Below are 10,522 nucleotides of genomic sequence, written 5' to 3' on the forward strand. Positions count from 1 at the left end.
CCCGGAATACACCATCGCCTACACCGGAAATTACACCACGAGCGCGGACGCTAACTCAGCCAAGCGACAGGCCGCCATTCGTGCGCGGAATGAAGCGTCATCACGAAGAAGTGATCTGCGCGAAGCTGCCGCGAAGATCTACGATCAGGATCATCTCGAAGTCTTTTTGGGCGCATCGCACCCTAGGCTTGGCAAGTCACCACTAGACCACTGCGTGGACCAGCGAACCCTTCAAGAATGCTTGGCACTCCTGCCGCGCAGTCGGCGTGCAAGGCTGCGCTAGTATCACGCAGTCAAGCAATCCGCACCCTCTGCGGGCAATGCCCGCAGCTTCGGCCTGACGGCCGGGAGGGAAGGGGGGTGGGAAGAGAGTGACCGGACAAGGGGTTCGGTCGCAATCGATCCTACCAGGAGAACGTCCATGAACATCGGTGAAATCCGCAAGAACGCCAACGGCCAGCTGATCGGCTCCGTCGAAACGCTCACCATCACCCGCACCATCGGCCTCCGTCCGGTGACCTCCAGCAACCCGCGCGCGCCCAAGTACGAGATCGTCGCGCTCAACGACCAGCGCCGCTGGGTGATCGTCGGCGCACTCTTCGAACTGTCGTCGAACTCGACCGGCGAAAGCTTCTACCAGGGCAAGATCGACGATCCGTCGATGGCGCAGCCGCTCTACATCGCCGCCTTCCCGCGTGAGGATGGCACGATGGCGGTGGCCTGGCAGCGTCCGCGCCGTCGCAGCAGCCAGCTCGGCTCGGCCGAATACGGCGAGAGCGACATGTTCGGTGCCGACGACGTCAGCGGCAACGACCGCGCCGGCGAGCAGGCCGGCGAAGCTCGCCACGACGATGGCCTGGGCGACAGCACCGCGACCCCTCCGGGCAAGCGCGGCCGCGCGTCGGCCAAGGACGGCGCTGAACACGAAGGCGCGCTGCCGCCCCTCGTCGACGCCTGATCGACCATCCACTCCACTGACGGGGACCCAATCGCGGGTCCCCGTCCCCGTGCAAGGCCGCGGATAAGCCCCCCGCGCGGCCTGAGGCGGAACGCCGGCCTGCCCCCCGCCCGGCGTTCCGCCTCTTCATTTGCCTGGGGACCATTGGAGACAATCATCATGTTGACCGACAGCGAACGCTTCGCCTTCGAGCCCCGGCGCCACCACGCCTTCGCGAGTACCGGCAATGCTTACGACGCCTCGCAGTGTGACGAGGCGATAAAGACGGGAGACACCCTGATCGTGCTGGCCGAACAGGTGGTGGCGATCGCCATGACTTGGCCGTTTGCGGTGACCGAGATCTGTGGCAAACTCCACGCCCTGTCAGCGCCGCGCCCGGGCGAGACCCTCACCGATCTCGCGCGTTTGCTCCACGTCAGAGCGGCCGACTTCCAACACGCCGCTGACATTGCCCGCCGTCTGGGATTTGCGCTCGACCCTCAGTTGGTGCCGCTGCTCGACTTGCCTGCCGAGTGATCCGGGTTCGCTTTTTTCAGAGCGGAAGCGAGGTCTGCGCCTCGACCGTCTCGCCGGCAGGCGCGATTATCGCATCGGCAATCACTCGCGCGAGCTCGAGCGCGGCGTCCTCGCGCAGGCAATGGAACATAGAGGGAACATACTTGCAAGAGGCGCGGCCCGACGATTGACACGGGCCACCGTCCAACCGAGCATCGAGCCATGTGCAATTTGTACCGCATGACCAGGGCAACTGTCGAGATCGCCCACCTGTTCGGCGCGCGGACGGGGCAGGGCGCCAACTTCGCGGCCGAGGTCTATCCCGGCTATCCCGGGCTGGTGGTCGCCGAAGGCGAGGCAAGGGTGATGACCTGGGGATTCCCGCTCGCGCTCAAGGGCAAGAGCGGGCAGATGCTGAAGCCCAAGCCGGTCAACAACGCGCGCGAGGACAAGCTCGGCACCGCGTTCTGGCGGGCGAGTTTCGAGCGCCGCCGCTGCCTGATCCCGGTCAGTGCCTGGGCCGAGGCCGAAGGCGTGAAGGGTGCGATGACCCGCACCTGGTACTCGCTGGTGGGTGAAGACGTCTTCGCCGTCGCCGGGATCTGGCGGCCGACCGAGGAATGGGGCCACGCCTATTCGATGGTGATGGTCGATGGCTGCGCGCAGATGGCAGATGTCCACGATCGCATGCCCGTGGTGCTGGCGCAGGATGACTGGGAACAGTGGCTCAGCGGTGCGCAAGCTGAAGCCTTCGCGCTCTGCCAGACCTGTCCAAGCGAACTTCTGGTCGAGCGCACCCCCGAGCGCTGGGCGGCCCGCCGGAGCTGAGCGCGAGGGGAGGGGGGCTTGAGCGGGGTCGGATCAACGACACCCGCGAAAGGACCTGACCCATGGGCGACCGCGCTCCCGTTCACATCACCATCGGCGGCGCATGCCCGCGCGAACATCTGCAAACCTTCGCCGCCCACGCGGCCGACTATGACCTGCGCGTCGAATGGGACGGCGAACCGTTCGATCCCGCCGCGCTTCTTCCGGACGAGCCGCTCGAGCTCTACGGCACCGAGCTCAACGGCGGGCAGATCCCCGAAATCGACGCCTTCTGCATCGCGCATGGCCTGCCGTTTCGCCGCTGGTCGGGCGGCTGCCTTGGCGCCTACCTTCCCGAGATCGTCCTGTTCGATGGCAGCGGGCCCTTGCGCGACTACACGGCGAGCGAGGACGAATGGGTCCTCTTTCCCCCGTCATGGATCAGAAGCTTCACCCGGCTGCGCGACCTCAAACGCGAGATCGGGCGGGCTGAGCTGACCATTCCCGCGTTCGAGATTGTCGGCGGGGACCAATCATGATCGCTGTTTCTGATCCGGAACGCGCCGCCGCGCTCGCCCGATTTCCGCTCTCGCGCGTGAGCGAAGCGTTCCACGACGAGATGCTCGGCGTGCTCCCGCCTGTCCATATGCGCGGCGCAGCCGGCTTCTTCGTCAGCGAAGCCGTGACCGACGATGTCCACGCCCAGTTCGTCGAGCACCGCAGCCGCTTCTACGGCGCCTATGTCGCTCTGCGCGATCCCGCGACCTGGATCACCCAAGCCGCGATTGCCGTGTTCGACGCGGCCCATCCCGATCCGCCGGTGCTGGACTGGTATCCGGCGGAAGCCGCCGATCGGTGAGGGGAGGGGGCTTGGTGCCGGTGTTCCTGTGGGGAGACCGACCATGCTTCGCACCTACACCGGCATCGGCGCGCGCGCGACGCCGCCCGAAGTGCTCGGGCTCATGACCCGCGCCGCCTTTGCGCTCATGAAGCGGGGCTACGTCCTGCGCTCGGGCCACGCGATCGGTGCCGACAGTGCCTTCGAACGCGGCGCGGGCAGCGCGGCGCAGATCTTCCTGCCGGTCCCGGGCTGGCGCGGCTCGGCGAGCAGCTTCCATGTGGGAATCCTGGGCGCGCAGCTGTGGGGCAGGGCGCGCGAGATCGCCGCTGCGCACCATCCCGCCTTCGCCGGGCTCTCGCACTTCGTCCAGGACCTCCACACCCGCAATGTCTTCCAGGTGCTCGGGCCAACGCTCGATAGCCCTTCGGAATTCGTGCTGTGCTGGACCGCCGACGGCGAGGCCTCGGGCGGCACCGGCCAGGCGCTGCGCATTGCCGCCATACACGGTATCCCCGTCTACAACCTTCAGCGGCCCCGCGAGCGCGCGCACGTCGAACGCTACCTCGTCCTCTGACCCCTTCACCTGCGCGAATTTGCGCCGTTCTTCTGTCTGTCCCGGCGGGTGATCCGTCCGGGCGCGGCGCGCGCACCAGCGAAAGCCCCCGAGCCATGCCGTCCCACACCTTGTCCTGCGAACTGGCCTGCACCCGCGAAGAAGCGGCGCGTTTTGCCGCGGTCGAACTGTTCCTTGCCGACCTCGCCGCCGACCCGGCCGCGCAGCCGCCGGGCGAACTTGATGCAGTGTTCGGCGCCAATGCGAAGCCGACCATTCTCGGGCTCGTCGGTCATCCCGAGCCGCTCGGGATCACCTGCCGCTACGACCGAGACACCGGCGTGATGACGCTCTTGGCAATCGATGGCCGCCCGAACCTTGCCGCGCTGCCTGTCCTGCTGCTCTGGCTCTACCCCGAGAAGCTGCCGATCGCCTATTCGGTCCACGTCACCGATCGGCCCGAACTCGCGGTCTGGACGATCGTCTCGCTCCAGCGGATCGAGATCACCCAGCACGCCGATGAAGTGTCTGGTCGGCTCGAAGCCTTACGCGCCGCTGCTCCGGGCCCGCGCCGGATGGATCTCCCGCCGACCCGGCCGCTGCCGCGCGCCGAGGACTGACCCGGATTCAGGCAGCCGCCTGCGCTTCCCACGTTCACCGGACCCGCGAGACGCGGGCCGGGAGCGGCTCGCCTTCCTTCCAGAACCGGTGCGCGACGCCTTGCCCGGCGAGCAGCGCCTCGAGCGGCTCAGCGACCTCGTTGTCGCGGTCATGGATATGGATGGCGCAGGCCTCTTCGCCAGTGTCCTTCAGCACCAGGCTCGCAATCGGCGTGTCGGCGTCGAGATTGACGCGCAGGCCTTTTACGAACCGCCGCTTCTCCGCGACCGCCTTGGCGAGAAGGTAGCGCTCGTCGCTGGTCTCGTAGGGCAACCACTCGGGCGTGACCGGCATCAGCGCCACTTCGATCAGGTCGAAGGTGCCTTCGCGCCGCCGCGCGAACGAGCCCGCGATGACCAGGTGATCCTGCTCGCCCTTGGCGCCGTGCTGCGCCTGCCACAACGCGAGTTCGCCCGCGAACCGCTTATGGGACCGGCGCGCCATGTCCTGATCCATCACGAACGGCATGTCGCCGACATGGCGCAGGACGATCCGCTCCGCGCCATGGGAAGCGACGATTTCCTTGATCTCGCCCACGACGACCATCATTTCGTCAAGCGAGCGGTAGACCCGTTCGAGCGCAGCGCGGCGGCGGGCGCGGATGTCCTCCTTGTCCTCGAGCCTGAAGCTTTCCGGTACGAACAACACGTGGGGCAGAGCTTCCTGCTTTGCCCGGCACGACGCGGCTGCCTCGAGCAGCGCGCGGCGCACGACGAACCAGCTGCGCTTGCCCGCCATCTTCGGATGCCAATGGGTGAGTTCTGCGCGGTCCCACAGCACGTGGAGCAGCCCGCGCATCGAGAGCTTCTGGCCCGACGACTTCACCGTCGGCTTGTCGTTGGTCAGCGCCGCTGGCGCGAGGCGGGCGCTTCCGCGCGAGAGTGGGAAACCGAGCTTGAGGCTGGTCTCGCCGCTGGCTTCATCGTCGATGATCGCCGCGCCGCGAACCTGGCCCATGCCGGTCAGGTAATCGGGCGCCTCGTAATGATCGCAGGCGGTGGCGTGGCGCGCGCCCGAGCCCGGCCAGCGCGCCAGCACGTAGCGGTCATTCCTGTGCGAAATATAGAGCGGCAGGTCGGTCCCCTTGCGGCATTCGCACAGGACCTGCGCCTTTTGCGCGTAGGCTTTGGCCAGAAGCGGCTGAAGTTCATCGCCTTCGGCCACGCTGCGGCCGAGCACACGGTATCGCTGGATCATTGGGTCTTGCTCCAATTTCTCGCGATCGACGCTGCCCGTTCGACCTCTCGCGCATCTCCTTCGGTTGGACACGGCCCCGGATGGGCACGCTGGGTTCAGTCTATGAATTGTGCGGTCGTGCCGCAAGATTGGAAGCGAAATGCTAGCGAACGTTCATGCGAACGTAGAATTCGCGCCGCGGCCGGGTTTCGTCGGGCTTCCCGCCGGCCAGTTGCCAGCTCACTCGAATCTCGTATGTGCCATCGCGACTGATCGCCTTGCCCTTGCCGATGGCTTCGACCTTTTCGCCATCGACCAGCATGACATCGAGGCCGCGAGCACTTGTGGCACTGTATCCGACAACCTGCCCCTTCCTCAGATCGAGCTTGTAGGTACAAGTTTCCGCATCTCGCAGGGCGCCGGAAAGGTGGATGGCAGGACCGGTCGCGCCGCGAGAACTCGACTTGCAGGACGACGTTTCGAGCGGAAACGGCCCGACGTCTCCAGCAAAGCCGCCGATTGCCTTCAGCATTTCGCCGGGCTTTCTCACTGGGACGCCGGTGCTGCGATAGATGTCGGTCTGACCGTTAGTCCGAACGCCGATCTCAAGCTGCTGGGCATTCTGGTCGATCAGCAAATAGGCTCCATCCTGATCACCCGTGCTGCGACTGCCCACTACCCACAGGATGTTGCCATCCCGCCTGAGTTCCGACTGCTGTGTCATGCGCACCAGGAAGGCATCGTAGTCTTCTCCGAGGATATCCCGCACCTTGCCAGCTATTACGCTGGTCGTGAACAGTCCGGTCTCCTTCGGCGATTTTCCGACGAACTGATCCAGACTAGCCCAAGGCGTACCCGGCGCGGCCGAGGGTCGCGGCGTGACCGGCGGCACCTCATTCTTCGGCGTCACCCAATAGGCGCCCCAGGCCAAGAGAACGCTCAGACCGAACAGCAGCACCAGCTGCGCATAATATCCAATGCGGTCTCGACCGCGCTTTGCCACCTCCGTGCCGACGGCCTCCGACATCGAGCGGACAAACCGCAACACGGGTTTGGCAAACGGAACATTGGTCACCCGTTTGAACAGGAAGATGTACGCCATGCCCCCAGCAAGCGTCAGCAGCACCACAAAGCCCAGCGGGTTGGCGACGATCCAGTTGACCAGGTTGGTCGTAAAGTTGGGCCTGATCGGAGGACAGACAGCGGCATTGGCGCGGTCATCGCCGCACAGAATGGGCTGAATTTGCACCGCACCGGCCCACAGGGCGAGCGCTGACAGCAGAACGCCTATGAAGATGCCGAATAGCTGAAGATGCGCACCGCGCTCGGACTCAGAAATCGCATCCAGCGCCTCGATCGACGTCCTAGTGTGCTCGAAGTCATACAGGATGACATCGTCGTTCCAGACAAAACCTTGCTCAACCTGCGCGCACCTGCAGGTCCGGGCCAGCACTGATTGGAAAGCATCGGCATAGGCCAGCACACCCAATGCCTTCTTGTGACTGTCTGGCCGGTTGGACTGGCGATATTCGACCACGACCTTCGCGAGGCCGCGCAGAATGTTGACTCGCCAATCACTGTCACCTGCCGGTGCGACCAAACTGGTGTCGACCCTCGTGATGTCGAGGAGCTGGTCAGTGCGCGGATCGTGGTGGTAGTGGTAGTGGAAGACATCCTTCAGGAAATAGTATGCCTGAGATGGCAAAGCCTCTGCCGCCACCTGCTCCATATCTGTCGGGGGGAATTCGTCAGCATCTCGGCCGAGAAAGTCGCTCCAATCGAACCAGATGCGGACCTCGCCGGTTCGAAACAGAGCAAATTTCAGGCGGAAACAGGCGATCTGACGCGATGACGCATCCAACTGATCGCGGATGTGCTGGGGCAGGCCAGCCAGTGCGTCAAGATTGGCCTCGATCCCCGCCTGTTGCCGCCGATCCATGTCGTCATGAATCTGCTCCAGCAGGCCTTTGAGTACGCCGCCGGTAACCGGATCGTCGTCAGGTGGCAAAACGACCACCTCGCCGACCATAACCCCATTTTCCTCGTGCCTTGAGGCAGGTGGGGTGCTGGATTCCTGCTTATCGGTGACGCTGCCAATCTCCGGGAGATTGGGCGTTCGCGCCCCGGCAGTATTCGCAATGATCAAGTAATCCTGGGTCACCGATCGGCGAATGAGGCCGACAAGACCGCCGGGCAACGGGAAGTCCTGCGCCGAGCGCCGGGAATGGACGACGACGATACGCGTGCCCCTGGCGTCGCAATGCTGGTTTACCGAGTGACATTTCCCTCGTCCGTCGATCACTCCGAACGAGAGATGCCCTGAAACGTTCGGTACCCAACTCGCATAGTTATGCGTTGCACCAGACCAAGGGGCCTGGCCACTAGTCGGGAACGAATACGGGAGTACCTGTGCTGCTGCCTGCCCCAAAACTCAATTACCCCCCGAATGGCCGGGAGTCAGAGGAGTTCGGAAGACGGCGCGCGCGTCCGGCGGGCGTAATTCAGGGTTCCGCCTCGCGACTTCAATTCGATGCCTTCGAGTTCTCGCATCGTTGCGCCTCGCGCCGGCTTGCGAAGAGCGCCGGTCACCCACGATCTGAGGCCGTAATCCTTGCGCCGCAGATAGGCTATCTCGCCCGGACCACTGCGCAAAACGCTGAGGAATACGGTCAGTACGACGAGCGAAACCAGACCAAGAAGGATCGCACCAAATGTCGCAATCAGATCGTACATTCGACTACCGTCCCGTGCTCGCCGCGCGCGCGGCCCTTAGACGCAAGGCACTGGTGACGCAATACGTCACGCTACAAACTCACGTGCGCGATACGCAAACACGCCAGCATGCGTGCGGTTCCACTACATGACCCGAGTAAAGAAGACGTGACCTGCCCGCGCGTCGCTCGCATACGAAACACCCCTCCGTGGCTTCTTTGCCGAGAAATTTCCTCATTAGCTCGGCTTTCGCAAGAGAATTCGGACGAGACCGGTCAGGATTTTTGTCAGTACGGGTTAGCTGCACCGAACATGATTGCTGTGATTGGCGGATCTGCGACGAGTGACTGATGGCAACAGTGTGACCGTAAGTCGCCATTCTTTCTGGTTGTATGACTGGTCGCCGTTGTCGCCGATCGCTACGGCAAACGAATGGACGATCTGTTTTCTCCTCGCGGCCTTACGGGGCGGACGCTGACGCGCAGCGACCTCATCCCACTCGCCGGGGGCCCGCCGCAGGTCGTGACCGACTGCGACTGTGAGGAGGTCGACCTCTCCGGGCTCGACCTGACGGGCTGGCGGTTCGAACGCTGCAATCTGCGTAAGGCCGATTGCAGCGCCGCCAAGCTTGAGGGCTCGGTCTGGCAGTCTTGCCGCGCACCGTTCGTCAGCTTTGTTGGCGCCAATCTCAGCGAGGCCGCGTTCTCGGGCGGTGACTTCAACAATTCCGTCTGGCGGCGTGCGACACTGACCTCGGCGAAGTTCGTTGGCACCAAGCTCACCGGCGCGGACTTCTCCGAAGCGCGCGCCATGCATGTGCAGTTCGAGGAGGTGCTGCTGGTCAGCGCCAAGCTGCCCGGGTTTTCGTTCCGCAAGGAAACCCTGCGCCGGGTCGACTTCTCCGGCGCCGACCTGCGCAAGGGCGATTTCCGCATGACGGTATTCGAGGACTGCAGCCTGCGCGAGGCGATGGTGGCGGGCTCGCGTTTCGAAGGCTCGGATCTGCGCGGCGCCGATCTTGGCGGGCTGCGCCTGGTCGATGCCGGGTTGTTCCGAGGCGCGACGATCTCACGCGAACAGGCCGGGCAATTGCTTGGCGAGCTCGGGCTCAACGTCCGCTAGGTCTGGGGCAGGGGGCTCAGGCCTCGCTTTGCTCGAGGTTCTCGACGACGCCGTCGGCAAGGCCAAGGCACAGCGCAGCTTCCTCGCGGGTCAGCACGATCTCGCCTGCGGCCTGATCGGCAAGCTTCCTGCCCAGCACCACCGACACTGCCCGGGCGACCTGCAGTGCGCTCGGCATTTCCCCTCGATCGTCCATCGGTCTGGCTCCTTGGGTCTCGGATGCGGTTCTGCCTGCGGCAGCGGGTCCAGCAATTCGTGGCCGGATGGGAGTATACCGATCCTGGTGCTGGTTGGCGAGGTTCAGAAAGGGGAGGGGCACCCCGGCGCCCGCGCCCCGCGCGGGCTGGGGGCGACCCGCTCTACTCGCTAGGGCGCGCGTCGGCGCTTACGCACCGCCGCCCACCCAAGCTCGCCGGCATGGGATGCCGGCCCTGCGGGTAACGATCGGGGCCAGGGGGGTGACGGGAAAATTGCGGGAATTGGCGCTGCGGCGCACTGCGGCTAGGGTCTGCCTCATGCCTGTCGTCCTCGCTGCCGCCGCCCTTTGCCTTTCTCCCTCGGTCCATGACGGCGACACGATCCGTTGCGGCCGCGAGCGGGTGCGGATCGCCAATATCGATGCGCCCGAACTTCCCGATAGCCCGAAGTGCCAGGACCGGCGCCGGTCCTATGCCTGGTGCGATTTTGCCGCGGGCGAAGCCTCGCGCGTGGCGCTGGTCCGGCTGCTGTCGCGGGGCCGGGTGATGATCGAGCGGCAAGGAACCGATCCCTATGGGCGGACGCTGGCCACCGTGTCGGTGGGTGGTGTCGACGCAGGCGACTATCTGATCGCGCAGGGGCTCGCGCGTCCCTGGCGTTGAATGCCCACTTCGAGGGCGGCTGATAGGACCTCAGGACGATCTTCACTGGTGCGGTACTCGCGCTTGAGGCCGGGGGCAGTTGTGCGGCCTGGGCCAGTCGCGGTGCGCCTCGTTCTGACAGTATCGTCGAATTGGCCGCACGGCGGCCAGCGAAGGTTTTATTTGGCGCGCGCGCAGCGAGGGCAAATCCGGGGCAGGGCTGAACAGCGGCCAAGGCTGACGGGTCCAGAGCTGGCTGCCCTTCCGGAATGAACTGACGAAACCGCCCTCCGTTTGCCGATGAACCCTGCGGCGCCAGTCCCTGGCCGCAACCCAAAAGCAGCGGACCGTGAAGCCCT

The 10,522-nt window shown here is 65.0% G+C and carries 15 protein-coding genes; 10 read left to right on the plus strand and 5 right to left on the minus strand.

Annotated features, from left to right (window positions below):
- The 3 genes from QZV94_RS18790 to QZV94_RS18800 all read left to right on the plus strand — a co-directional run.
- A partial coding sequence (locus QZV94_RS18790; RefSeq protein ID WP_293680313.1) for a hypothetical protein occupies positions 1–283 on the plus strand: 283 nt, incomplete at its 5' end.
- 138 nt (positions 284–421) lie between these two features.
- Positions 422–958, plus strand: a complete 537-nt coding sequence (locus QZV94_RS18795) for a DUF736 domain-containing protein (protein ID WP_293680316.1) — start codon at positions 422–424, stop codon at positions 956–958.
- Positions 959–1,117: 159 nt separating this feature from the next.
- Positions 1,118–1,474: a hypothetical protein gene (locus QZV94_RS18800; RefSeq protein ID WP_293680319.1), complete on the plus strand. Its 357-nt coding sequence runs from the start codon at positions 1,118–1,120 to the stop codon at positions 1,472–1,474.
- A gap of 16 nt (positions 1,475–1,490) precedes the next feature.
- Here QZV94_RS18800 and QZV94_RS25235 read toward each other — a convergent pair whose 3' ends face one another.
- Positions 1,491–1,604 (minus strand): DUF6771 family protein, encoded by a 114-nt coding sequence (locus tag QZV94_RS25235; protein ID WP_367254847.1) that lies wholly within the window; start codon positions 1,602–1,604, stop codon positions 1,491–1,493.
- A gap of 80 nt (positions 1,605–1,684) precedes the next feature.
- Between QZV94_RS25235 and QZV94_RS18805 the strand changes: the two genes are divergently transcribed.
- The 5 genes from QZV94_RS18805 to QZV94_RS18825 all read left to right on the plus strand — a co-directional run bounded on the left by QZV94_RS18805 (position 1,685) and on the right by QZV94_RS18825 (position 4,274).
- Positions 1,685–2,281, plus strand: a complete 597-nt coding sequence (locus tag QZV94_RS18805; RefSeq protein ID WP_293680322.1) for an SOS response-associated peptidase — start codon at positions 1,685–1,687, stop codon at positions 2,279–2,281.
- A gap of 62 nt (positions 2,282–2,343) precedes the next feature.
- Positions 2,344–2,799, plus strand: a complete 456-nt coding sequence (locus QZV94_RS18810) for a hypothetical protein (RefSeq protein ID WP_293680325.1) — start codon at positions 2,344–2,346, stop codon at positions 2,797–2,799.
- The gene (locus QZV94_RS18815; RefSeq protein ID WP_293680328.1) at positions 2,796–3,119 is read left to right on the plus strand and encodes a DUF1419 domain-containing protein; all 324 of its coding nucleotides are present in this window, start codon (positions 2,796–2,798) and stop codon (positions 3,117–3,119) included. The genes QZV94_RS18810 and QZV94_RS18815 overlap by 4 nt, the downstream gene beginning before the upstream one ends.
- A 43-nt stretch (positions 3,120–3,162) precedes the next feature.
- Positions 3,163–3,675, plus strand: a complete 513-nt coding sequence (locus QZV94_RS18820; protein ID WP_293680331.1) for a hypothetical protein — start codon at positions 3,163–3,165, stop codon at positions 3,673–3,675.
- 95 nt (positions 3,676–3,770) lie between these two features.
- Positions 3,771–4,274, plus strand: a complete 504-nt coding sequence (locus tag QZV94_RS18825) for a hypothetical protein (RefSeq protein ID WP_293680333.1) — start codon at positions 3,771–3,773, stop codon at positions 4,272–4,274.
- Positions 4,275–4,308: 34 nt separating this feature from the next.
- On the opposite strand, the gene QZV94_RS18830 is transcribed toward QZV94_RS18825, so the two are convergent.
- From QZV94_RS18830 to QZV94_RS18840, 3 genes are all read right to left on the minus strand, one after another.
- The gene (locus tag QZV94_RS18830) at positions 4,309–5,511 is read right to left on the minus strand and encodes a DUF1173 domain-containing protein (protein WP_293680336.1); all 1,203 of its coding nucleotides are present in this window, start codon (positions 5,509–5,511) and stop codon (positions 4,309–4,311) included.
- Between the two features lie 142 nt (positions 5,512–5,653).
- Complete coding sequence (locus QZV94_RS18835; RefSeq protein ID WP_293680339.1) at positions 5,654–7,792, minus strand: hypothetical protein; 2,139 nt, start codon at positions 7,790–7,792, stop codon at positions 5,654–5,656.
- Between the two features lie 155 nt (positions 7,793–7,947).
- Positions 7,948–8,223: a hypothetical protein gene (locus QZV94_RS18840; RefSeq protein ID WP_293680342.1), complete on the minus strand. Its 276-nt coding sequence runs from the start codon at positions 8,221–8,223 to the stop codon at positions 7,948–7,950.
- A gap of 501 nt (positions 8,224–8,724) precedes the next feature.
- Here QZV94_RS18840 and QZV94_RS18845 point away from each other — a divergent pair.
- Positions 8,725–9,324, plus strand: a complete 600-nt coding sequence (locus QZV94_RS18845) for a pentapeptide repeat-containing protein (protein ID WP_293680345.1) — start codon at positions 8,725–8,727, stop codon at positions 9,322–9,324.
- A 16-nt stretch (positions 9,325–9,340) separates the two neighbouring features.
- Here QZV94_RS18845 and QZV94_RS18850 read toward each other — a convergent pair whose 3' ends face one another.
- Positions 9,341–9,520: a hypothetical protein gene (locus QZV94_RS18850; protein WP_293680348.1), complete on the minus strand. Its 180-nt coding sequence runs from the start codon at positions 9,518–9,520 to the stop codon at positions 9,341–9,343.
- Positions 9,521–9,839: 319 nt separating this feature from the next.
- Here QZV94_RS18850 and QZV94_RS18855 point away from each other — a divergent pair, with 319 nt between their 5' ends.
- A complete protein-coding gene (locus tag QZV94_RS18855) occupies positions 9,840–10,184 on the plus strand; it encodes a thermonuclease family protein (RefSeq protein ID WP_293680351.1) in 345 nt (114 codons plus the stop codon).
- The last annotated feature ends 338 nt before the right edge of the window (positions 10,185–10,522 follow it).

It is taken from the genome of uncultured Phenylobacterium sp., assembly GCF_902826855.1.
GTDB lineage: Bacteria > Pseudomonadota > Alphaproteobacteria > Caulobacterales > Caulobacteraceae > Phenylobacterium.

Excerpts from the sequence above, each read along its gene's own strand:
- QZV94_RS18795 (WP_293680316.1), top strand. The coding sequence starts at position 422 with ATGAACATCGGTGAAATCCGCAAGAACGCCAACGGCCAGCTGATCGGC.
- QZV94_RS18800 (WP_293680319.1), top strand. The coding sequence starts at position 1,118 with ATGTTGACCGACAGCGAACGCTTCGCCTTCGAGCCCCGGCGCCACCAC.
- QZV94_RS25235 (WP_367254847.1), bottom strand. The coding sequence starts at position 1,604 with ATGTTCCATTGCCTGCGCGAGGACGCCGCGCTCGAGCTCGCGCGAGTG.
- QZV94_RS18810 (WP_293680325.1), top strand. The coding sequence starts at position 2,344 with ATGGGCGACCGCGCTCCCGTTCACATCACCATCGGCGGCGCATGCCCG.
- QZV94_RS18815 (WP_293680328.1), top strand. The coding sequence starts at position 2,796 with ATGATCGCTGTTTCTGATCCGGAACGCGCCGCCGCGCTCGCCCGATTT.
- QZV94_RS18820 (WP_293680331.1), top strand. The coding sequence starts at position 3,163 with ATGCTTCGCACCTACACCGGCATCGGCGCGCGCGCGACGCCGCCCGAA.
- QZV94_RS18825 (WP_293680333.1), top strand. The coding sequence starts at position 3,771 with ATGCCGTCCCACACCTTGTCCTGCGAACTGGCCTGCACCCGCGAAGAA.
- QZV94_RS18830 (WP_293680336.1), bottom strand. The coding sequence starts at position 5,511 with ATGATCCAGCGATACCGTGTGCTCGGCCGCAGCGTGGCCGAAGGCGAT.
- QZV94_RS18840 (WP_293680342.1), bottom strand. The coding sequence starts at position 8,223 with ATGTACGATCTGATTGCGACATTTGGTGCGATCCTTCTTGGTCTGGTT.
- QZV94_RS18850 (WP_293680348.1), bottom strand. The coding sequence starts at position 9,520 with ATGGACGATCGAGGGGAAATGCCGAGCGCACTGCAGGTCGCCCGGGCA.
- QZV94_RS18855 (WP_293680351.1), top strand. The coding sequence starts at position 9,840 with ATGCCTGTCGTCCTCGCTGCCGCCGCCCTTTGCCTTTCTCCCTCGGTC.